Annotated in this window: 21 protein-coding genes and 1 riboswitch; of the genes, 5 read left to right on the top strand and 16 right to left on the bottom strand. The window is 49.4% G+C overall.

From position 1 onward, the window contains the following. Positions 1–17: 17 nt before the first annotated feature. The 6 genes from PAEVO_RS32065 to PAEVO_RS32040 all read right to left on the bottom strand — a co-directional run bounded on the left by PAEVO_RS32065 (position 18) and on the right by PAEVO_RS32040 (position 7,586). The gene (locus tag PAEVO_RS32065) at positions 18–872 is read right to left on the bottom strand and encodes a CheR family methyltransferase (RefSeq protein ID WP_394059587.1); all 855 of its coding nucleotides are present in this window, start codon (positions 870–872) and stop codon (positions 18–20) included. 78 nt (positions 873–950) lie between these two features. Next, positions 951–4,610, bottom strand: a complete 3,660-nt coding sequence (locus tag PAEVO_RS32060) for a response regulator (protein WP_100541494.1) — start codon at positions 4,608–4,610, stop codon at positions 951–953. Continuing rightward, positions 4,607–5,782: a PP2C family protein-serine/threonine phosphatase gene (locus PAEVO_RS32055; RefSeq protein ID WP_100541493.1), complete on the bottom strand. Its 1,176-nt coding sequence runs from the start codon at positions 5,780–5,782 to the stop codon at positions 4,607–4,609. The genes PAEVO_RS32060 and PAEVO_RS32055 overlap by 4 nt, the downstream gene beginning before the upstream one ends. Before the next feature lie 259 nt (positions 5,783–6,041). Continuing rightward, positions 6,042–6,386, bottom strand: a complete 345-nt coding sequence (locus PAEVO_RS32050; RefSeq protein ID WP_100541492.1) for a YflT domain-containing protein — start codon at positions 6,384–6,386, stop codon at positions 6,042–6,044. 87 nt (positions 6,387–6,473) lie between these two features. Continuing rightward, positions 6,474–7,007 (bottom strand): hypothetical protein, encoded by a 534-nt coding sequence (locus tag PAEVO_RS32045; protein ID WP_100541491.1) that lies wholly within the window; start codon positions 7,005–7,007, stop codon positions 6,474–6,476. A 57-nt stretch (positions 7,008–7,064) separates the two neighbouring features. Continuing rightward, complete coding sequence (locus PAEVO_RS32040; RefSeq protein WP_100541490.1) at positions 7,065–7,586, bottom strand: DUF948 domain-containing protein; 522 nt, start codon at positions 7,584–7,586, stop codon at positions 7,065–7,067. A gap of 276 nt (positions 7,587–7,862) precedes the next feature. Here PAEVO_RS32040 and PAEVO_RS32035 point away from each other — a divergent pair, with 276 nt between their 5' ends. Beyond that, positions 7,863–8,027, top strand: a complete 165-nt coding sequence (locus PAEVO_RS32035) for a DUF1328 domain-containing protein (RefSeq protein WP_082341766.1) — start codon at positions 7,863–7,865, stop codon at positions 8,025–8,027. A 120-nt stretch (positions 8,028–8,147) separates the two neighbouring features. On the opposite strand, the gene PAEVO_RS32030 is transcribed toward PAEVO_RS32035, so the two are convergent. The 3 genes from PAEVO_RS32030 to PAEVO_RS32020 form a co-directional block, all read right to left on the bottom strand. Further along, the gene (locus tag PAEVO_RS32030) at positions 8,148–9,653 is read right to left on the bottom strand and encodes a DHA2 family efflux MFS transporter permease subunit (protein WP_100541489.1); all 1,506 of its coding nucleotides are present in this window, start codon (positions 9,651–9,653) and stop codon (positions 8,148–8,150) included. A 52-nt stretch (positions 9,654–9,705) separates the two neighbouring features. Then, the gene (locus tag PAEVO_RS32025) at positions 9,706–10,155 is read right to left on the bottom strand and encodes a MarR family transcriptional regulator (protein WP_100541488.1); all 450 of its coding nucleotides are present in this window, start codon (positions 10,153–10,155) and stop codon (positions 9,706–9,708) included. Positions 10,156–10,408: 253 nt separating this feature from the next. Next, positions 10,409–10,987 (bottom strand): hypothetical protein, encoded by a 579-nt coding sequence (locus PAEVO_RS32020; protein WP_100541487.1) that lies wholly within the window; start codon positions 10,985–10,987, stop codon positions 10,409–10,411. Positions 10,988–11,174: 187 nt separating this feature from the next. Between PAEVO_RS32020 and PAEVO_RS32015 the strand changes: the two genes are divergently transcribed. Next, positions 11,175–11,519, top strand: coding sequence for a hypothetical protein (locus PAEVO_RS32015; RefSeq protein WP_100541486.1), 345 nt, complete (start codon positions 11,175–11,177; stop codon positions 11,517–11,519). A 107-nt stretch (positions 11,520–11,626) separates the two neighbouring features. Here the strand turns inward: PAEVO_RS32015 and PAEVO_RS32010 are convergent, their stop codons facing one another. Further along, positions 11,627–12,499, bottom strand: a complete 873-nt coding sequence (locus PAEVO_RS32010) for a cation diffusion facilitator family transporter (RefSeq protein ID WP_100541485.1) — start codon at positions 12,497–12,499, stop codon at positions 11,627–11,629. A gap of 225 nt (positions 12,500–12,724) precedes the next feature. On the opposite strand from PAEVO_RS32010, the gene PAEVO_RS32005 reads away from it, so the two are divergent. Further along, positions 12,725–12,913: a hypothetical protein gene (locus tag PAEVO_RS32005; RefSeq protein WP_100541484.1), complete on the top strand. Its 189-nt coding sequence runs from the start codon at positions 12,725–12,727 to the stop codon at positions 12,911–12,913. A 121-nt stretch (positions 12,914–13,034) separates the two neighbouring features. On the opposite strand, the gene PAEVO_RS32000 is transcribed toward PAEVO_RS32005, so the two are convergent. From PAEVO_RS32000 to PAEVO_RS31985, 5 genes are all read right to left on the bottom strand, one after another. Next, a complete protein-coding gene (locus PAEVO_RS32000; protein WP_100541483.1) occupies positions 13,035–14,660 on the bottom strand; it encodes an ABC-F family ATP-binding cassette domain-containing protein in 1,626 nt (541 codons plus the stop codon). A gap of 358 nt (positions 14,661–15,018) precedes the next feature. Further along, positions 15,019–16,050 (bottom strand): MBL fold metallo-hydrolase, encoded by a 1,032-nt coding sequence (locus PAEVO_RS31995; RefSeq protein WP_100541482.1) that lies wholly within the window; start codon positions 16,048–16,050, stop codon positions 15,019–15,021. 111 nt (positions 16,051–16,161) lie between these two features. Next, positions 16,162–16,263: a cytochrome bd oxidase small subunit CydS family protein gene (gene cydS / locus PAEVO_RS34975; protein ID WP_015737491.1), complete on the bottom strand. Its 102-nt coding sequence runs from the start codon at positions 16,261–16,263 to the stop codon at positions 16,162–16,164. Positions 16,264–16,268: 5 nt separating this feature from the next. Next, entirely contained in the window at positions 16,269–17,300 is a 1,032-nt protein-coding gene (locus PAEVO_RS31990) for a cytochrome d ubiquinol oxidase subunit II (protein WP_100541481.1), read from the bottom strand. Continuing rightward, a complete protein-coding gene (locus PAEVO_RS31985) occupies positions 17,297–18,649 on the bottom strand; it encodes a cytochrome ubiquinol oxidase subunit I (RefSeq protein WP_100541480.1) in 1,353 nt (450 codons plus the stop codon). The genes PAEVO_RS31990 and PAEVO_RS31985 overlap by 4 nt, the downstream gene beginning before the upstream one ends. Before the next feature lie 358 nt (positions 18,650–19,007). On the opposite strand from PAEVO_RS31985, the gene PAEVO_RS31980 reads away from it, so the two are divergent. After that, complete coding sequence (locus tag PAEVO_RS31980) at positions 19,008–20,138, top strand: virulence factor (protein ID WP_100541479.1); 1,131 nt, start codon at positions 19,008–19,010, stop codon at positions 20,136–20,138. A 117-nt stretch (positions 20,139–20,255) separates the two neighbouring features. Beyond that, positions 20,256–20,435, top strand: a riboswitch (Lysine riboswitch). A 169-nt stretch (positions 20,436–20,604) separates the two neighbouring features. Beyond that, a complete protein-coding gene (locus PAEVO_RS31975; RefSeq protein WP_243391015.1) occupies positions 20,605–21,996 on the top strand; it encodes an amino acid permease in 1,392 nt (463 codons plus the stop codon). Between the two features lie 76 nt (positions 21,997–22,072). Here PAEVO_RS31975 and PAEVO_RS31970 read toward each other — a convergent pair whose 3' ends face one another. Further along, positions 22,073–23,215, bottom strand: coding sequence for a transglutaminase domain-containing protein (locus PAEVO_RS31970; protein ID WP_100541477.1), 1,143 nt, complete (start codon positions 23,213–23,215; stop codon positions 22,073–22,075). Positions 23,216–23,234: the final 19 nt, after the last annotated feature.

Raw genomic sequence — 23,234 nt, 5'->3', positions numbered from 1 at the left:
ATCCTCCTACAAAACTTCTATTTAATCTTCCGGTATATTTTCTCCACCCGGTCCAGCGTCTCATAAGCTTCACTATAATTCGTAAAGTGTATGGACTCTTTAGAACCCAGTACGAGAATACCAAAATGGCTTAGACTCTCGTGAAATAATCCGTGTACGTGATCCCGCAGCTGGTCATTAAAATAAATCATGACATTCCGGCAAAAGATCACATTAAACTCGTTAAAGGAACGGTCTGTTGCCAAATTATGCTCGGCAAATATCATATTTTTCTTCAAAAACGGTTGGAAAATAACCGAATTGTACTTCGCCGTATAGTATTCGGAGAACGAGCGGGTACCGCCCGCCTCCAAATAATTCTTGGTATACTGCTTCATGCGTTTGATGTCGAATACGCCTTCCTTGGCCTGCTGGAGAGAACGTGAATTCATGTCTGTCGCATAAATCCGGGATTTCTCATACAATCCCTCTTCATGAAGCAAAATGGCCATGGAATACACTTCTTCTCCGGTCGAACAGCCGGCATGCCAAATCCGTATATAAGGATACGTACGAAGCAATGGAACTACCGACTGCCTGAATGTCAGGAACAGCTTCGGATCCCTGAACATTTCCGTAACCGGAATCGATAAATTATATATGAGACGTTCAAAACAAGAACGGTCGTGAAGTACTTTATCCTGAAGGGCTGAGATTGTGGATACGCCCTCGGCATGAACATGGTGCCAGATTCTCCGCCTTAATGAGGGAATAGCGTAATTGCGAAAATCGTAACCATAGAATCGATGAATACCTTCCAAAAGAAGCTCAATCTCGATCTGTTCCAGCTCACGTTCGCTTTCCTCTGTTAACAACAGTTGTTCTGATTCCATATGGTCACTAGATGACATTACGCTTGCACCGCTTTCCCCGTGTTTATTTGCTACTTGTACTTTACCCACAAAAGCGGCTTACGAATACAACCAAACCCTCATAAGCGAAAGAAGTTGCTCCGTTTGTATCGGCTTCTTCATATAATCGGAAGCTCCCGCTTCAATACACTTCGCCCGATCCTCTTTCATGGCTTTGGCTGTCAGGGCAATAATCGGCAGTTTCTCGAATTCCGGCATTTCGCGTAAACGTCGCATCGCCTCATACCCGTCCATCTCCGGCATCATCATATCCATTAACACCAGATCGAAATCGGGATTATCCTGAAGCAGCTCAATGGCTTCCCGGCCGTTCTCGGCAAAGGTAACTTCCATATGGTATCCCTCCAGCACGCTGGAGAGAGCAAACACGTTGCGGATATCATCGTCCACCAGCAGAATCTTCTTGCCTTCAAACAGCTCTTCCTTGTTGTGCAGCTTCTGCAGGATTTTACGTTTATCTTCCGGCAAATCAGCCTCGACCCGATGGAGGAACAGCGTCGTTTCATCCAGAAGCCGCTCTGGTGATTTCACGTCTTTGATGATGATCGACTCCGCATATTTACGAAGCTGCATCTCTTCCTTCGAATCCAAGTCCTTGCCTGTATAAATAATGATCGGCAGATCCACCAGATTCTCGTCATCGCGGATCTGATCTAGCAGCTCAAAGCCTGTCATGTCCGTCAGCATCAGATCAAGCACCATACAATCATAGCGCTGTTTACGCAGCTCACTGAGCGCTTCGGCGCCTGTGGATGCCGCCGTAATCGATACATCGTCATGACCAATCAATTCAATAATGGAATTCCGCTGAATGTCGTCATCCTCGACAATCAGAAGATGCTTCATCGATTTTTCCGCATAGGATTCGATATGCGTAAACGCGTCCTCCAGCGCTTCTCTGGATGACGGCTTCTTCAAGTAAGCGATCGCTCCCATCATTAATCCTTGCTTCACTTCATCCACGACCGAAATGACATGCACTGGAATGTGGCGGGTAACCGCGGAGCTCTTCAGCTCGCCCATGACAGACCAGCCGTCAATGACCGGAAGCTGGATATCCAGGATGATGGCATCCGGTTTGTACGACTTGGCCATCTCCAGACCGATATCCCCCTGCAATGCAACCAAGGCCTTGAAGCCGCGTCCTCTGGCCATATCCAGAAGGATTCTAGCAAACTTCACGTCATCCTCAATAATAAGCAATACTTTATCTGTCGGTCCGAGCTGGTTGCGATCGTCATCCACCTGTACGGATGGCTGAGCCTCTTTCGTAATCATCTTTGCCTTCGGTACGATCAGATTACGCTCCGGTGGTGCCTCAATTGCTGCGGCAGCTTCCTGTGTACCTTCTACCAAATCCGGACGACTGGCTGGCAGGAAGAGCGTGAAGCAGCTTCCCCTGCCCTCTTCCGATTCAACCAGAATGCCCCCGCCCAGCAGACGGGAAAGCTCGCGGCTGATGGATAAACCAAGCCCGGTTCCCCCGTATTTACGGCTGGTTGTGCCGTCTACCTGCTGGAAGGCTTCAAAGATCAGGTCCGTTTTATCAGCCGGGATACCGATTCCGGTATCTCTGACAGCAAAGGCCACATAATCCGCTTCGGCATTCAGGTAAAGCGGAAGCTTCTCCTTGTCGGCCTTCTCCACATGCAGCTCGACTGAGCCGCTATTGGTAAACTTGAAGGCATTCGATAACAGATTACGAAGAATTTGTTTCACGCGATGGCTGTCCGTAACGATGCTCTGCGGAATATCTTCACTAATGTGCACACCGAGGTCGATATGCTTGCGTGATGCCACGGCGGCAAAATTCTGCTCCACGAAGGCTTCAATATCCGGAAGCTGAACATCCTCATAATGAATCTCCATTTTCCCTGCATCCACTTTAGACAAATCGAGAATCTCATCAATCATTTTGAGCAGATCGGAGCCTGACATATATATGGTCTGTGCATATTCAATCTGCTTGGTGCTCAGATTTCCATCCTTATTCTCCGACAACAGCTGTGATAAAATCAGCAGGCTGTTTAGCGGAGTTCGCAGCTCGTGAGACATATTGGCCATGAACTCCGACTTATATTTGGTTGTAATCGACAGCTGCTTCGCTTGCTGCTCAAGCTGCATTCTTGCCTTCTCGATTTCATCGTTCTTCTCTTCCACTTCCTGCACCTGTTCCTCAAGCGCACGCGTCTTGGCAACAAGCTCGGTATTGTAATGCTCCAACTCTTCCTGCTGGCGCTGCAGCAAGTCCTCGGAGCGCTTGAGGGCATTGGTTTGCTCCTCCAGATTTTCGTTGGTGCGGCGAAGCTCTTCTTGCTGGGTCTGCAGCTCTTCCGATTGAACCTGAAGTTCTTCGGTCATGGCCTGCGATTCGCGCAGCAGCTGCTCCACCCGTAGACGGCCAATAATATTGTTCAGAATGATGCCAAGAGATTGGCTCAGCTGAGATATTAGCTGCTCCTGTAGTGATGTTGTTTCCTCAAAAGCTGCCAACTCAATAACACCCATCACTTCATTCTCAAACAGAATCGGATAAATTATGACGGATACCGGCTTCGATGATCCCCATGCGGATTCCACCTTCATGTAATCCTCCGGTGCGCTTTTCAGTACGATCGGTTTCTTGTCGAGCGCAACTTGACCTACAAGCCCTTCCCCGATCATGAAGGAAATCTTCGGCTCTTCGCCGCCTTCATGGGCGTAGGAACCTTTCATCTCCAACTTATTCGGATGTTTGTCTTCTTGACGGATATAGATAGCTCCATAATGAGCACCCAAAATCGGCGTGAATTCGCTGATGAACCGCTGACCGACTTCCTCCAGGGAATTGATCCCCTCCAGCAGCTCCGTGACTCTGGCCATGTTCGAGTTCAGCCAGGACTGATCACGCTGCGCCTGGAGATAGGTTTCCTCGATGCGCTGCTTCTCGATAATGTCTTCAGACAGGTCTTTAAATACCCGAGCGACATCGCCAAACTCATCCTTGGACGTCACTTTAATACGACGGATCGCCTTCAATCTGCCTTCTCCAAAGCTCTTCAACATCATGGAGACCACGTTGATGCCTCGGGTAATGCTTGGAAGAATCCATAGAATGACCAGCATCCCTATTAACAATCCGCCAGCCATGATATAGATGAACATTTGGACAGAGCGGTCATATGCCGCTTTCGCTGCTGTTATATCATCATTGATCTTCTGGTTCTCGTAGCTGCTAAGCTCGTTCAAACTCGTCAGCATCTCTTCCTGGACAGATTGTCCTGTCGAATTGCGAAGCAAATTGGCCTCTGTTGCGTTGCTCTTCGCCAACAGCTCCAGTGTCTTGTTTTGATAAACGATATATTGATTCACCGCACGCTCAATCCGGACTAACAATTGCTGCTCTTCTGCGGTATTTGCACTTTCCTGGATCGCTTTAAAATACGACTGAGCTCGTGCTGTCATCGCTTCCAGTTCCTGTTCGGACACAGCATACGTGGACTGGTCATTGCTCAATATCATATTCGTAAGCTCTCGTGCCATGTCGTTGACTTCTCCGCGCATTGCGCTGGAGTTTCGTACCTTTTGATAGCGCTCCTGATAGATCTGGTCCATCTGGTCGTTCATATAACTGATTCGGTCATAACCAATCAAGGTCAGAACCAGCATGAGCGCCAGCAAAGTCGTAAAACCAATGACTAACTTGCTCCTAAGCTTCATTGATTGGTTTCCTCTCCTTTTTTAAGAGATATCCAAACCAGGCATTTATCGTCCTCTCGCTCCTGCGATGGATCATCCACAAAATATTGCTCCTTCATTTCATCTTCTCTCCAATGATGAGGGCCGCCCAAATGCTCCTTCAGATAATCCAGCTTCTCGTCATGACCACCCTCTACCAGTTCGAGTAGGCCATCCGTATACATGACCAAATGTCCTTCACCTTCATATTGAAAGCTTCTTGGCTCCATGTCTTCGATCCGGTCGAATAACCCAACTGGGCAGCAGCCTTGATCCAAAGTCATCACATCCCCGCTTTCCTGAAAGAAGAGAGCCGGAGGATGCCCTGCGTTGACGTAATCCACCCGCTTCAAACGGGTGTCTACAACAAGATAGATCGCTGTAAAATAGTACTGTATCAGCTGTTCGCCGAGGTTTAACTGATTGAACCTGCGGTTCAATTCCTGAACCACCTTCTCCGGTTCGACATAAGTCGTCACCGTGTCCTTCAGAACCGAAGCGATGAACATGCAAAATAAGGACGAAGTAATCCCGTGTCCCATCATATCCAGCAGAATCACGCCATAACGGCCATCGCCAAGCGGGTACCATGCATACAAATCTCCCGCAAGCTCCGCCGAAGGCTGGTACAGCGCATGAATCTCAAGCTGATCATCTTCAATTGGTGAGCTCAATACGGCATTCTGAACCATGGCCGCAAGCTTCAATTCAGCCTGGACCCGCTGTTCCCTCTCAATATGCCAGTCTTTCTCATGCTTCAAACGGAGCGCCAAGCGAATCCGCGCCATAAGCTCCACCTTGTTGATCGGCTTCGTCACATAATCGACGGCTCCGGCATCGAGCGCTTCCGCCAGCTTCTTGGAATCCCCGACGGCAGTGACCATAATGATCGGTATATCTTTCAAATGCTCATATTGCTGTACAATACGGCAAGCTTCTATTCCATCCATCTCAGGCATCATCATGTCGAGCAGAATCAGATCGATATCCGCTCTCCGGGGCTGCAGCTCACGGCTGCGATCGCCAATCCCCAGATGTTCCAGCATTTCCAGTGCTGAAGATGCAGATAGAGTATTCTGATAATTTTCCTTTTTCAAGATTTCTCGAATAATAATGACGTTAGTCGGATTGTCATCTACGATTAATATTCTCATTGCCCTCTCCCTTAACGTTACGGATTATACGATAGAAATCCTTTTCCTACTATTATACTATAATAACCCTCTGATCTATTGCTATAGAAAAAGGCTCTACCTCTTGAATCTTCCACTTTTATAAGATTTATGGAACATTCTTTTAAAACATAGATAAGGAATGAGACGTCAAAGGTCTCATTCCTTATCTATGTTTTAAGTCCTATAACGCTAATGCCTACCCGCGATGCTGCCATAAAGCTGTGCTTTCAATGCTATATCATTCATCTTTTTTAGCGATGACAAGTACTTTGCCTAGATCCAGCTGTTTCTCATAGAATCCAGCCTCGGCCTCCGTAAATCCAAGCGATACGATTTTGGCGCGAAGCTCATCGCCGCGGGACCGGAACAAATTCGCAAAGGCGTCAAACACGCCTTCTTCCTTGATGCCTACGTTATTGGCATCGGATGCATCCACGATCCGGCTTGTCTTGTCCGAATCATGAGCCAATACATAAATCCGATCATGATCGTAACCGGACTGTCGCAGATTCTGAACCTCCTGAACCGCTTGAGTACCGTTCTCAACGACTTTGGCATATGACTTCGTATTGGTAAATTCCATTGTGAAAACCTCCCCTAATAGTGTAAAACCTTAATTTAGGTTATAGTCCATTTGTTATTAACCTTATTTCTTAAGGTTGAAACAAATTTACTCGCTATAATCAAAAAATAAATCAATTCCTGCAATTTCACCGGAGCTCCGGTCAATAAATACTTTAAGCGCATGATGGTTCTCAAGGTACACATCCCCGTCCTCCGCTTTAAAATACGGCTTACCCAGAGATGCCCGAATTTGATTGGTTGTCATACCTATACGCTGGCCTTCAACCTGAAAGGATACGGCAGAGGGCTTCACATGAACATATTCCGTATAGCCGTTGCGGACCCCAACCTCCATATCTTTGTAATCCAGCTTGGTCATTCCGGTCAGCTCCTCATGCTCAATTCGAGCCGGTGCTCCCAGCTTGCGAATGACATCGCCCTTGTTATCCGTTAGCGAAATCCCGTTTAAAGTTCCATAGCTCTCTGTAGCGTTGTCGCTGGTCTGTGCTTGTCCAGCATCCGAAGCGGCATGAATCATAGGCGGTGGCGACATCCCGGCGGAAGACTGCGGCTCTGCCACAGCACCTCCACCTCCGGAGTAAATCAAGAGCCCTACCATCAACAGTGCGACATTCCACATGCGACCTCCTCCTTTCTTCAGCTTGCAGAGCTATACCCGGGTTTTGCTTTTTTACTTTTATCTGGCTTTTTGACGACGGAAGCTGTTCCACAGACCAACCGCTGTATCCACATAAGCTAACCAGTTCCGACCGCGTGACTTTTCTTCTGCTTCCGTATTCTGATATACCGCGTCATAAGACTGGAACGTACGATCCTGGGCCGTCAAAGGCACTTCCGTACGGGCAGGCTGCTCTTTCTTCTGCTCCATCCGGGATTGCTTAAAGCGGCTAACCATGCCGGAGGATACCTGCTTTACCGCATAGGTGACTTCGCTTAAAGCTTCTCCCAGATTCTTGACGGTATCCAGTACCGGATCAATCTGTCTCATCTTATGCTGAACATCCACCGTAATATCGTTCGTATTTCGAATCGTCTGCTTCACTTCATAACTCAATTCGTCCACCGTCTTTTGGACATCCTGAAGGGTTTCTGTTACCTTTTCGAGCGATTGTGTCGCAGCCTTTAGTGTCTTAATTAAAAAGAAAACCAGAACCGCAAATGCTACGGCAATAATGGCAACACTGATTTGGGTTAGCATACGTTGTCCCTCACTTTCAAGTATGTTGGTTTCGGATACGGAATAGTTACCCTATCCCCCAGCCCACGAAACAAAGGGATCCTTGCCAATAATGCCATTGTTCTGCAGCTTGTTTCATCCCTTGCCGCCCCGGTTAAAGAACACTACGAAGGGCGCTGTTGGCAACGGCCGATGGCTCTCTACCAAGCTTCAAATTGGATATGTGCCGCTTCGTGGAGCATCATGAGACTACATGCTATATCCAATAAAATCGATGAAGAAAGCAGGGTGAATAGGATGTTAAAATGGTCCGTAATTTTTCTAGTTGTTGCACTGATTGCAGGGATCTTTGGCTTCTTCGGCATCGTTGAGGCTGCAGCCGGTATCGCGAAGGTGCTGTTCTTCATCTTCGTTGTCCTGTTTGTGATCTCTCTCTTTACCGGACGCAGACGAAGTATGTGACGCTGTCACATACTAAAGCCCATGCATTGTATATACACAAAAGGAATAAAAAAAAGGGTGTCCTCCGTTTGATAAACGGATAGGACACCCTTTTTTTGCGCTGCGAAAAATGGGATCGGGTTATACGTTCGTTGCTGCAGCCTCCTGATTTCCTGAGGCTTTCGGCTCTTCCGCCGGCTTAGTCTTCTTGATAAAGAACGCCAGGATCAACGAAGCGACGCTGATCCACGTGGCAATAACAAAGGCATAGTTAATGCCATAAATGGTTGCTTCATTACCCAGCTTAAGCAGGTCGGCCTGATTCTTCGGATCAAATAGTCCCGATTGCATCAGGGCTTCCCCTTTGCTCTCTGCCTGGGTGGACATGACGGTAACAAGAATTGCCGTTCCGATCGAGCCGGAAACCATGCGGAGTGTATTCGACATGGCCGTACCGTGGGCGTTCAAACTTCGCGGCAGCTGATTTAGTCCGGCCGTTTGGATCGGCATCATGAGCATCGACATCCCGAACATGCGAGCCGTATATATGATCATCATCTGGCTGTAAGATATGGTTTCGGTCAGATTACTGAACTCCCACGTCGTAATGACCGTAATCGCCAGACCGATAACAGCCAGCCATCTTGCGCCAACCTTATCGAAGATCGCTCCCGTAATCGGTGACATGATCCCCATCAGAATAGCGCCGGGAAGCATGAGAAGTCCTGATTCCACCGGTGTGAATCCACGAATCTGCTGCAGATAAATGGGCAGCAGGATCATCCCGGCATACATCGCCATCGTAACAATGACATTGATAAGGGTCGTCAACGTAAACATGTTGTATTTGAATATCCGGAATTCCAGCATCGGATTGTCGGCCTTCATCTCCCGCCATACAAACAGGATGAGAGCAATCGCGCCGACCGCTAGGGTCGTAACAACCGGGGTGCTGGACCAACCGTCATTCCCGGCATCACTGAAGCCGTACAGCAAACCGCCAAAGCCCAGGGTGGACAAAATGATGGCGATCATGTCCAGCTTCGGCCGGCTGACCTCGGTAACATTTTTCAGGAAGAAAACCCCGATTAGTGTAGCAATGATTGAGAAAGGCAAGATCATGTAGAATAACACACGCCAATCATAGTGCTCCACAATATAGCCTGAAAGCGTGGGTCCGATAGCAGGAGCAAATATCATGGCGATCCCCATCATCCCCATCGCCTTGCCGCGGTTCTCAATAGGGAAAATGTTCAGAAATACAACGGTCATAAGCGGCATCAAAATGCCTGCACCAGCAGCCTGAACGAGGCGTCCGGTAAGCAGAAACGCGAAATTGGGGCTGATGGCACACAGCAAGGTGCCAATCGTAAACAGCGTCATCGCACTGATGAACAGCTGCCTTGTCGAGAAACGCGCGATCAGATAAGCGGTAACGGGGATCAAGACCCCGTTTACCAGCATAAAGCCTGTGGTCAGCCACTGGGCTACGGTCGGTTTAATGCTCAAATTTTCCATGATGCTCGGCAGAGCAACATTCATCAATGTCTGATTAAGAATGGCGACAAAAGCGCCAATCATAAGTGCAGCAATGATAGGGCCTTTCTTAACAGGCTCGCCGTGGCGAGCAATGGTATGGGTACTCATGTGCAGCCTTCACTCTCTTTCTAAGTAAAATCATACATATAGCATGTTTGTTCTATGTGGACATCTGACCTTGGATAAATTCAACATTGGTCATAATTTTGCGGTACAGGACACTCAACTGCTTAACCTCTTCGTCCGTTAGAAAACCGTATAACAAATGGCTCAACTCCGCGCGTTTATTGGCCAGCTGCTCGATCAGATCGCGCCCAAGCGGCGTAATCTCCAGATGGATGACCCTGCGGTCGGCTGTATCCCTTATTCGGCGAGCGAATCCGCCCTCGATCAATTTATCGGATATGCCCGTCACCGCCCCGCATGTTACATGAATGGAATCAGCCAAGTCCGATAATCTCAAAGCTCCCTGTTCATGAAGCATCTCCAAGGCGGTATACTGGGTTCTGCCTAGTTTAGGAAACCCCTCCTTCTGCCACTCATGATGCACTGTCCGAACCATCTTCTTAAATAGCATCTCCAACTCCAGAATTTCATTCCGCATGGACATGTATTTTTTACACTCCTTTAAAAGGTCCAGCACTCCTTCAATAGAGACAACCTACTGGCGCCTCTATATACTTTAGTACTAAAACATTTATTTCTAAACAATTACTGATTATAGTGGGGGACGATTTTAGTGTCAATGTTTACATATATATTTTTTTCATAGTTTTTTTCTGAAAATAATGACATCTCTGTGAAAATACAAAAAAGACCCAGACATTCGTTCCTTGTCTGAGTCTTTAGCCGTTTCTCTTGCTTTACTTAAATAGCGACGGAATGGACATCCAATCCATCGTGAAGTTCAATTCCAAGCCATCGGACAGAAACTTCACATCTTTCACAGTTACCAGATCCGGTAAATAGTCCTTGAGCGAAATTTGGATCGGCTCCAGTCGAAACATATTCAAAGGGATCTCAACCCCCCGGATCGTTGTCGATTCATGCGTCAAGTGAAGATGGCTTCCCTCGGCCGACATTTGAAAGCGCAGCACAGCGCCAAAGGGAAGGATCCCCCATTGCCCATTCATATGGGCTGTCATCGTGGTGCCATTCATCAAAAAATCGGCGCCTGTAATATCGACGCCCAGGTCATGGGTGCTCATATATTTTACCATGTTCTTCTTGCTGAGTTCCCCGACTTCTTCTGTGCTCAGCAGCATACGGGTATCCCGGTTTGACACCATGGTCATCAACTTGTCCTTGAAATCAACGGAACGGTAGCGCATGTCCAGAGATTGCGTAGGATAAACAAACCAGACTAACGCACCGATAATCACAAGCAGAAGGACAAATATACCCAACAGGAAACGTCCGGCTCTTTTTTTTCGACGCACCATTCAAAGTCCCTCCTCCCATAGGATATCCTTACAACAACAAGGCTTTTCCCATCTCCAAAGTATATAGGAATCCTTGAAGCTTGTCACGATTTGAGAAATGTACCCAACTTTCTTGGTTCAAAACATCCAAATCGTGGTTATTACGATAATGTCAAATCATACTTCGGTCCCAAGGAGGAATTATTCCATGAAAAAAACACTGAGCATTACCGCAGCCCTAGCACTCACCCTGTCCCTGACCGCCGTAGCAAGCGCAGATCCGATTAACGGGACGGTATCCGACACTTCAGGGCCGGCTCCCATCTCGGCGGAAGAGCCTATTATTAAACCGGAAGAAGTAGTGCTGGTGCCTACACCTATGATCGATATTACGGAAAGAACCTACTTTTATAACTCACCAAACGGCGAAAAGCTTGGTGCCTTGGCTCCGCAAAAAATCGACACGACCGGTAATCGAACAGGTGTCGTCCTTGGCGGGGAATGGGTTGAAGTTTATACATGGCTCGGTAAAGCTTGGATTTATGTAGAGTAATTGTATATGACTGCCGGACTTCATGATCCTTCATGTATCCTTGCAGATTAAATGGCAGGTCAAGATTACCTTGGCCTGCCATTTGTATTCGTATCCATCAGTATCTCCTAGGACGTTTCCTTAGGCTCCACGTGTATGTGGACGCTCATAATATTGTGAATCTTCTCCATCTGTTCTTCGATACGGTCACTGATCTGATGACCCTCCAAAACGCTGATATCCGGGTCTACCTCGATGACAACATCCACCAGCACATGATTGCCGTGAATTCGGGCCTTCATGTCCTTAATTCCCTCGACACCGGGCGTACGGGCAATCGTACTACGCAAGTCCGACAAACGATTTTCATCAAAACCGTCCGTCAGGCTATAGGTGCAATCTCTGAATATTTCCCAAGCCGTTTTGCAAATAATGACGCCAACCGCAACCGCTGCGACGGTATCCAGCCAGGGCAGACCGAATTGTGCGCCGATAATACCAACAGCTGCCCCCACACTGACAAGTGCATCCGATAAATTATCCTTGGCCGCTGCCATGAGTGCCTGGTTATCGATGCGCCGTGCGAGGTTCCGATTGTACCGGTATACGCCAAGCATGGCAACGGCACAGATGCCGGCCACGCCGGCAGACCATAAATTTGGTATTTCCTTAGAGCCTTCAAAAAATGAACGAACGGCTTCAACCAGCACTTGGATACCCACGACCGCCATGATAAATGAAGCAACCAGAGCCGCAATCGTCTCCGCCCTTAAATGCCCATACGCATGATCGGAATCCGGCGGTTTCTGGGAAATTCGCAGTCCGATCAATACGGCGAGTGATGCCACAATATCCGTCAGGTTGTTAAAACCGTCGGCAAGCAAAGCACTGGATGCGAATAAGTATCCACAGAATATTTTAAACGATGACAACACGAGGTAAGCGGCAATGCTGATCCAGGCCCCGCGCTCCCCTTGTTTGATGTTATCATAGGCATTCACTTTACACGTCTCTCCTTTGCTTGCTCTTTGGCAGCCCTCAAGCGATATCCATCATTATCCATATTTAATCCTAGCAAAGGTCATTCGTGTGGGTCTAGAGAAACATAATTGCTTCGGTCAAAGAACCATGGACGTAGAAAATGGTATTAATCATTGTTACCCTTGCCGCGCGATTTAAAAACGAATAAAATGAGGACAAGCGAACACAAAGAGGAGGGTGATACTATGCCCGAGAATAATGAGTCACGTAAAGTGAATTTGGCTGATGCGATCCGACAAAAGCTGGAACAGAAGAAACAGCAACATTCGTCCGCGAACAAGCCCGGACAATTTCAGGCCGGTTCAGCGCAAAAAATGAAAAGCCAAAACAATAAAAAACCAAACAACCAGCGTCGTCGTACCGGCGGTTCGTAGAAGAGCCAGTCCGTGCATAACGCAAAAAATGCTGCACCTCCCATAATTGGAAGGTGCAGCATTTTTATAATGGATCGAGAAGATGAAAGCTTACGCCCTCAACTTCGCCGCATCCTATTTCTTAAGCTTCAACCGGATACATGCTTTCGCGAAGTCCCTTGATCTCTTCACTCTCTAGATACTCATCATAACTCATGCTGCGGTCGATGATACCATTTGGCGTAATCTCGATAATTCGGTTGGCAATCGTCTGAATGAACTGATGGTCATGCGAGGTGAACAGAATCGTTCCGTCGAAATCGATCAGACCATTGTTGAGTGCCGTGATGGATTCGAGGTCCAAGTGGTTCGTCGGCTCATCGAAGATGAGCACGTTCGCGCCGTTCAGCATCATTTTTGCCAGCATGCAGCGAACCTTCTCGCCCCCGGACAATACGCTTGCTTTCTTCAGCGCTTCCTCACCCGAGAACAGCATGCGGCCAAGGAATCCGCGCAAGAATGTCTCATCTTGATCCTTGGAATATTGGCGCAGCCATTCCACAAGATTGATATCTACACCGTCAAAATAAGCAGAGTTGTCTTTCGGGAAATACGCCTGGGTGGTTGTTACCCCCCAGCTGTATTCACCGGCATCCGCTTCGGTTTCACCGGTTATGATCTGGAACAGCGTCGTTTTCGGCATACCGTTCGGTCCAACAAACGCGATTTTGTCGCCTTTATTTACAACAAAGCTGATTTGATCCAGAACCTTTTCTCCATCCATCGATTTGGTAATGCCATCAACCGTAAGCAGCTGCTTGCCCGCTTCGCGTTCAGGCTTAAAGTGGAGAAACGGATATTTACGGTTCGAAGGACGAAGATCCTCCAACGTAATTTTATCGAGCTGTTTCTTACGGGAAGTCGCCTGCTTCGATTTGGAAGCATTCGCCGAGAAGCGTTGAATAAATGCCTGCAATTCCTTGATCTTCTCTTCCTTTTTCTTGTTGGCATCCCGTTGAAGTTCAAGCGCCAGCTTACTGGATTCATACCAGAAGTCGTAGTTGCCGACATACAGCTGGATTTTACCGAAGTCGATATCCGCAATATGCGTACACACCTTGTTCAGGAAGTGACGGTCATGGGATACCACGATAACGGTGCCTTCATAATCCATGAGGAAGTTCTCGAGCCACTGAATCGATTCCAGGTCCAAGTGGTTGGTAGGCTCATCGAGCAGCAGGTTATGCGGCCGGCCGAACAATGCTTGCGCCAAGAGAACGCGTACCTTCTCGTTGCCGCTCAGCTCCGACATTTTCTTATCGTGCAGCTCGCGTGGAATGCCCAGACCGATCAGGAGTGCTGCCGCATCCGGTTCTGCATCCCATCCGTTCAGTTCTGCGAATTCGCCTTCCAGCTCACCCGCACGCATACCGTCTTCTTCGGAGAAATCGGACTTCGCATACAGCGCATCCTTCTCCTTCATTATGGTATACAGCCGGGAATGACCCATAATTACCGTCTCCAGGACTGGATACTGGTCGTATTCATAGTGGTTCTGCTTCAGAACCGCCATCCGTTCATTCGGTGTCATATGGACCTCGCCTTGGTTCGGTTCAATCTCACCAGAGAGGATTTTTAGAAATGTAGACTTACCCGCCCCGTTGGCGCCGATGAGGCCGTAGCAGTTGCCCGGGGTGAATTTTATATTGACATCTTCAAATAGTGCTCGTTTGCCATAGCGGAGCGTTACGCCGCTTGTACTGATCATTAAGCATTACCATCCTTTATCACTATTGGTTTCAGCACATTATAGCATAAGTACGACGGTTATCGAAGCTTCTGGACGATATAAAACGGTTTTAAACAAATATAACCTCCTTCGTGCCCCCCAATTTTCAAGCAATTGCGCAGGAGGCCGACGATCTGAAGCTACTTTTTCAGATTTAATAGAAAAAGAAGCTTTTCTATTAATGAAAGAAACCAATCGAATGGCGCATGGGTCGTTCAGACGTTTCGGAGGCTGAACGTGAAAGAAACTGAAAATGGGCCCGAAAGGTTATATGACCTTTCGGGCCTCTTTTGGCAGTCTATGGTGTATAGTGTTCGGAATCGTTTGTACGTTTCGGTTACGATGTCACGCTTCTCCGCTCAGGCTGAACCTTGAAGGTCTCTCCGTATTTTAATACGCGAATCCGCTCCTTGGCGATCCCCAGCCGCTCGCGTTCCGCTTCCATCCGGTCCAGCGCTTCTCTGGCCGTATCGTCTGCCAGCTTGAAGGTGCCGTAATGCATCGGAATCATCGTCTCGGCCTTCACATCCTGGAATGCCTGCAGCGCCTCTTCCGGATTGACGTGCTGCGACGTCATGAACCATTCCGGTTCATATGCACCGATGGGCATCAGTGCAAGGTGAATATTGAAGCGTTCTCCGATCAGCTTAAAGCCCTCGAAATATCCGCTGTCTCCGGCAAAATACAAATTCGGCGGAAGCAGGCGGGTCCCATCCTCCGCGACAGGTTCGTTAATGCATGGCGATTCCTCGGAAGAATCCGAATCCGTCTTCGCATCCTGCAGCACGGGCTCCATTACGAATCCTCCCCAATGGGATGTATTCGTGTCAAACGGCGTACGCCGAGTCCAATGCTGTGTCGGCACGAAGGAGAATTTCACGCCCTTGATGGTTGCGGATTCCCACCACTGCAGTTCGATCACGCGGCGAAAGCCTTTGTTGATCATTTTGCGACGCAGACCAACCGGTACGAGGATCGTGGTGTCCGCACGGTACAGCCTACGGATCGAGGCAACATGCATATGGTCATAGTGGGAATGCGAAATCAAAATGACATCGATCGGGGGAATCTCATGAATGGGAAGTCCAGGCTCTCCAAGGCGCTTATTAAACCCCATTCTCCGCGCCCATACGGGATCAGTCACGATGTTCAAGCCTTCATATTGGATGAAGAACGTAGCGTGCCCGATCCAGGTAACGGAGGTTTCGTGCCGGTTGCTATGCAAATACTGAAGATCCGGCGTCAGGTTCGGAATGCAGTAGGAATAATCCTTCTTCTTCTGACGACGTTCGTCGCGCCACTGCTTGAATTGTTTAAGTGTTTTATCCGTGCTGACGTTATCGATATTGTTATAGCGAATTTTTGGCATGCAGCCTCCTCCTTCCATTACCCTGTATTTTACCCCGTATTGACCTCTCCGCTCAACTTTGCGTTTGTTGTTCTTTTTACACCGAATGATTCTTGGCGAAACAATCCAGACTCAATCCGATGGATCTTTATACTTGACGACGTAGATCGCCATAAAGGCTACGGCAGCCAGTACGGTGAGCAGCGGTGCTATGAAAATACCGAAGTCCTCCACTTGCCTCACCCCTTCTTCGCGGATTTACCGCGAATATAGTTCGCATCGAACAGAAACAATCGCATCAGCAGGATCAGGGAAGGAACCAATACGCAGAATCCCAGGATAAATGCGGTAATCAAAGCGATCGCCATCGTATCGTTGGTAATACTCTCGTGAATGTGGATGTAATCATAGAGAATATACGGCAGATGTGAGCGTCCATACCCATACCAGGCAAAGGCAAATTGGAGCATGACCATGATAAAAGCGATGCCGAGCCGGATTCGTTTCCATACGAGGTACACCGCAATGACAAAGCAGATGAACGACGCGATAAACATCCATGCGATATCCAGCATCTGCTGAAAATGCACCGGATTCTGATGGTTGATCTGGAAAAACGCGAAAACCGAAGCCAGGATCGTCGGTCCGCTCCACCCCAGCGCATAACCCCGGACCACGCCGAACGCGACCTCATCCCCGGCACGCTGCGCGTAATAGGACAGGAACATCGCCGAGATGTACAGAACGCTCACAAGCGCAAGCAGGATGACCGACCACGTGTACGGGTTCGTGAAGAACGTATACCAATGAAGCTCCACCTTGCCGTTGTCCATATAGATAATGCCGCCTTCCGAGATGGCCAATATCGTCGACAACGCGGCAGGGATGAGCAGCCCCGTTGCCCCGTAGAGCCCCATATACACAATATTGTTCCCGGTCTGGCTGCCATACGTGTGATAGGCGTAGTAAGCGCCGCGGATCGCCAGCAGCACAAGGGCCAAGCTCCCCGGCACAAGCAGAGCGGTGCCATAATAATACGCAGCATCGGGAAAGAATCCGACAAGTCCGACCACAAAAAAGATCAGGAATACGTTGGTCACTTCCCAGACGGGAGATAAATATCGCTGGATGATGTTATGAATCTTGTTCTCGTGTCCGGTGAGCACGCTGTAATAGCTGAAAAATCCGGCACCAAAATCAATCGAGGCCACCAGCAAATAGCCAAATAGAAATGTCCACAGCACGGTTATTGCCACCATTGCATAGCTCATTTGCGGTCTCCCCCTTCGATTTCGAGTCCCAGCAGCCGGATTTCCTCTTCGGCGCTTTTATTCCGGAACAATTGGCTCAGCACGCGGATCGCGGATACGGATAGCACCAGATACAGGATAATAAACAACACCAGCATCCAGCCGACGCTTGATGAAGTGGTTGCCGCATCCGATACCTTCATGTATCCCCGCACGATCCATGGCTGCCTTCCGATCTCGGCAAGGAACCAGCCCAGCCATATGGCTGACATCGATAGAGGCCCTAAAGCCAATATACTGAGCAGCAGCCATTTTGGATAAGGCCTTTTGCCAGGAAGTTTCTTGCGAAACATATATAAAAGCGGAATCAGAACGATCACGGCGCCGCTGGTCACCTTCAAATCGAAAAAATAATGCACCGACATCGGCGGCCTCTCATTCTCCGGAAATTCATTCAGGCCAACGACCTCCGTGCTGGGGCTGTTCCCTGCCAATATGCTAAGCGCATAGGGAATCTTCAATGCATACTTAATCTCGTTGTTCTCATCCAGGAAGCCGCCGTAAATGAGCGGGGCTTGTGTCATCGTCTCAAAATGCCACTCGGCCGCCGCCAGCTTCTCGGGCTGGTATTTGGCCAGAAATTTGCCGGAAAAATCCCCGATCATCACGGTGGCCACAGCAAAAACAAAGGTGGACACAACAGTGAGCTTCAGCGCTTTTTTAAAGTAAATGTGCCTGCTTCCCCGCAATATACTGAAAGCGGCTATGCTGGCCAGCGCGGCGGCACTGGTCGTAAACGCTGACGCCAGCACATGGCTTACCTTGGTCGGCGTCGCCGGATTGAACATGGCCACGAACGGATCCACATTCGTAAATACCCCATCCACCAGCTCGAAGCCCTGGGGCTGATTCATAAAAGCATTCATGCTCGTGATAAAGAACGCTGACGCGGAGGAGCCGATCGCTACGGGGATCAGCAGCAGTAAATGGGTCCATTTATTTTTGAATCGATCCCATGTATAGAGATAAATGCCAAGAAAGATCGCCTCCACAAAAAAAGCAAAGGTTTCCATGAACAGCGGCAGCGCAATCGCTTTGCCGGCTACGCGCATAAAGGTGGGCCATAACAAGCTGAGCTGCAAACCGATGGCGGTACCTGTCACGACGCCGACGGCCACCGTAATCACGTATCCACGCGCCCAGCGCCTGGCGAGCAAGGTATAATGGTTGTCTCCTGTCCGAATCCCCCTCCATTCCGCCAGAGCCAGCATAATCGGGATCCCAACGCCGATGGTTGCCAGAACAATATGTACAAACAGGGTCAAACCGGTCAGTATCCGGCTCATCAGTACGGGGTCCAATGAAGACATCAGATTCACTCCTCGGTTTCTTTATCCAAAATATTTCATATAGCGCAGATACCCTTTCACGGCGCCATATAGCATAATGGCCGCAACAACAAAGCATAGAATCGCAAGCTTTCGCTCCTGCTTCCTGTGCATCCGTTAGTCAAGCCTCCTTTATATATTTCAGCCCTTCTGCAGGGGAGCGGCCCTTCGACACTAACTCTTTGAAGAACATAAATGGCCTATATCCAATCATTATCAGTTTTACAAACCTTTCCTCTTTTTATCCAAAGTCCGGTCATTTTGTTTGAATCCTTGCCATGATGTTTTTTCCTGCATGGAAAAGAGGTACAATAAGAGGATAAGGAGGCGAGATAAACCCATGAAAATTACATTTATTGAACCAACCCCGAGCCCGAACTCCATGATGCTTCACCTTGACGAAACCCTGGAGTCCGGGATTCGCAGAACATATACACTAGACAACGAACGGTCGGCTCCCCCCTGGATCAGGCAGCTGCTCCATATCCCGGGCGTAAAGAGCGTCTTTCATACCCTTGATTTCATCGCGCTCGACCGTAAAGGTAACGCCGATTGGCCTTCCATCCTGGGTGCCGTTCAGGAAATATTCGGTCAGGAGGGGCTGGCCGCCGGGCTCCAAGAAGGTGCGGATGACATCGCTTTTGGAGAGGCTCAAGTGTTCGTGCAATATTTCAGGAATATTCCGATGCAAATTCGTGTCAAAAGCGGGAATCAGGAAGAACGCATCGGTCTGTCGGAGCGCTTCGCCAAAGCGGTAGCCGCGGTGGGAACCACGACGCTCATCAAGGAGCGCAAGCTCAAGGAGTACGGCGTGCGATACGGCCAGCTGGAAGACATCGCCCGTGACGTAGAGCAGGAGCTTGAAGCTGCCTTCCCGCAGGAGCGCCTCGATAAGGTTGTTGCCCAGGCGATTGCCCACGGTGCCAGCGACGAGGATTTCGTTGAGCAGCGCCGGAAGCTGACCGACGAGGAAACCGAAGCCGCGCTGCAGGATGAGGACTGGCGCGTCCGTTATGCCGCGCTGGATGCACTGGAGCCATCGGAGAAACATATTCCGCTTCTCCGCAAAGCGCTTCGGGATCCGAAGATGCAGATCCGCCGGCTCGTCGTCGTGTACTTGGGCGATCTTCGCACCCCTGAAGCGATGGAGCTCCTATATGAGGCCATGCGTGACGAAACACCGGCCGTTCGCCGTACCGCAGGCGATACGCTGTCCGATATCGGCGATGCTGCCGCTACCCCGGTCATGATCGAATCGCTCAAAGACAGCAGCAAGATCGTACGCTGGCGTGCAGCACGTTTCCTGTATGAAGTAGGTACCGAGGAAGCCCGCTCCGCCCTGGAGGAAGCTGCCAATGATCCGGAATTCGAGGTTAGTCTGCAGGCACGAATGGCACTGGAGCGCATCGAATCCGGCGAAGAAGCGGCCGGAACCGTCTGGCAGCAAATGGCCAAACGGAATCAATCGTAATCGCATCAGCGGGACTACTTAGAACCGTTAAATTTAACCATTGCTTCTGACATGGGATGTGATTTATACTAGGACTCTCTTGTTAGAATTGAATATACAGATAGCCTCATCATTCCAAGATGAGGTAGAGGTTGCAGACATGATCAGTAGTTGTGCCGAGGCGAAGAGAAGCCGGTGAAGCACAGTGAAAGGCATGAATGCCGAAGTGCAGGGTATACTCTTGTATCCTGTGCTGGGGCCGTTGTCGAAAGAGACGGAACTGTCACGGGGATTCCCCCGTGTTGTGCTATCTTCATGGAGGGTATGATGCGGATACGATAAAGACCGCAGGTATAGACCTGCGGTCTTTTTGTTCTAACAGGGTATATTTTAAATATCATTTCTTAATGCATAGAAGGAGTGTTCGATCTTGAATCGCAAAAAAGCACCAGCTGCTTCGCTGAAGCAGAGCTTTAAAGCTCGTCATATGACCATGATCGCCCTTGGCGGATCGATCGGTACCGGCCTGTTCCTGGCAAGCGGAACGGCCATCGCCTCCGCCGGCCCAGGCGGAGCGCTTATCGCCTATGCCGCGGTTGGCCTCATGGTTTACTTTCTGATGACCAGCCTGGGCGAGCTCGCTACGTATCTTCCGGACTCCGGCTCATTCAGCACCTACGCCTCCCGGTTTGTCAGCCCTGCCTTCGGATTTGCCGTCGGCTGGAACTTCTGGTACAACTGGGCCGTTACCATCGCCGCCGAGCTCGCGGCAGCGACGGTTATTATTAAATTCTGGTTCCCGGACAGCCCGTCATTCCTGTGGAGTCTTCTGTTCCTGGCGATTATGTTCGGCTTAAACGTTCTCTCCGCCAAAGGATACGGCGAATCGGAATATTGGTTTGCTATCATTAAGGTGGCAACCGTCATTATCTTCCTTATCATCGGTGTCATGATGATATTCGGTATTCTTGGCGGTGAAGCCGTTGGATTCAGCAACTTTAGCCTAGGCGACGGGCCGGTACACGGCGGATTCTTCGCACTGGTCGGCGTGTTTATGGCTGCAGGCTTCTCCTTCCAGGGAACCGAGCTGATCGGTGTCGCGGCCGGCGAGAGCGAAAATCCGAGAAAACATGTCCCTAAAGCCATCCGTCAGGTGTTCTGGCGCATTCTGATCTTCTATATTTTTGCTATTTTTGTCATCGGCATGCTGATCCCTTACACTCACCCCAGCTTGCTTCAATCCGGGGTCGATAATATCGGAGTCAGCCCCTTCACGCTGGTGTTTGAGAAGGCCGGGCTTGCCTTTGCCGCTTCCGTTATGAATGCCGTAATTCTAAGCTCCGTGCTGTCGGCAGGCAACTCGGGGATGTATGCCTCAACCCGTGTCCTGTATGCCATGGCGAAGCAGGGCATGGCACCAAAATGGCTCAGCCGCCTGAACAGCCGCGGCGTACCGGTTGCGGCTCTGATCGTAACCTCCGCCGTAGGTATGCTGGCCTTCCTGGCCTCTTTCTTCGGCGATGGGGTCGTGTACGTGTGGCTCCTGAACGCCTCCGGGATGTGCGGATTCATTAACTGGCTGGCAATTGCGGTGAGTCATTACCGCTTCCGCAAAGCCTACGTTGCTCAAGGCAAGGACCTGAAGGATCTTCCGTTCCGTGCACGCTGGTTCCCCTTCGGTCCCATCTTCGCCTTCCTGCTCTGTCTTGTTGCTATTATCGGTCAAGGCAATTTCAGCGGGGAGATCGATTGGTTAACGATCATTGCCACGTATGTCAGCATTCCGTTGTTCCTCTCCATCTGGTTCGGCTACCGCTTGATGAAGAAGAGCCGCATCGTGCCGTTGGACGAATGCGATTTGAGCACAAACGTCAAATAATAATAACCAGTCATGCCAAAAGCAGCTTCCCTCCCATACTTGGGAACGGAAGCTGCTTTTTTGTGATGCGGACATATTACCAGATGATCTGCACTCTGAGATCATCGGTGTTCTCAAACGCATGGTGATAGTATTTGATGGAGCCGAGATTGCTCTTCATCTGTAATTGCTGGAGCACATTTACAAGCTCTCGCTCACTGCCGTCAAACCGGAACACCAGCTTCTGGCTCCCTTCAGCCTTTGCAGCTTTCACCAATGGTTGGAGCTGTTTGTAGGAGCTGACGATGGAACGGGCATCATAAAGCTGATATTCCAGATCCCGTTTTAATTGTTCGTATACTCCGGCTCTCGAACGATCCTTCACGGCTAGCCCTGCCAGCGTGTTGCGGTAAAGGGTGCTCGCCTTCGGATAGGATTTCACCCAGGTATGATCCCGGCCCATCTGTTCATCCGTCCGGAGGTAGTACGTATAGGATACCTCGTTGTCGCGATCCGGCACGGGATCGTTCCACGTCGTGTCCAGATGATACCATTTGCCGTCCAGAAGGACCAGATTCCAGGCATGGAGCTGGCCTTTCGGATTGTCGGAGGCATAAGCCGTGCCCTCCACAATTTTGTTCTGGATCCCGGCTTCCTTCAGCAGTTTATGCGTTAACAGAGAATAGCCCTGGCATACCGTGCTTCCGGTGTAAAGCCCGTCATAGGCCGTATATTTCGTAAGCGTGGTATCGTATTTCAAGTTCCGGACAACCCAATCGTGGATGGCTTTCACCTTCTCATGATCATTCATGCCCGGCTTGATGATCTGCTTCAAAATGCTGTCGGCATTCTGGTTCACATAGTTCGTCTGTTCCGCGGTCTCGCGGTAACTCAACCGAACGGTGACATTGGCGGAACTGGAAGTCCCACGATAGTCGTAGCTATAACTAGCGATGGTGTAGTGAATATAGGGGTCACTGGCCATCGCCTGATCAAGTGCATCTTTAAGCTGCGATTTCAGCGATTGGGTCTCGCCCTGATAAACAAAACGCACCGTCGATTGCCTGTCGCTCATCGCTGTCAGCAGTTTCTGCTGAATCCCATTGACCGACTTCACGACCGCTTTGTTGGAGGTGGCATAGACATCACTGAGATTAGCTGGTTCAGGTACTGCTGCAACGGTTACCGCCAAAGACCCTATGAACAGTAATTTAACGATCGTTCCTCGGCTTCGTTTCATCGGTACACCCGCCCTTCAT

Source organism: Paenibacillus sp. GM2FR (assembly GCF_002803325.1).
Taxonomy (GTDB): domain Bacteria; phylum Bacillota; class Bacilli; order Paenibacillales; family Paenibacillaceae; genus Paenibacillus_AQ; species Paenibacillus_AQ lautus.
Note: the sequence above shows the minus strand (reverse complement) of the source record. Positions and strands in the feature narration are given on the sequence as shown.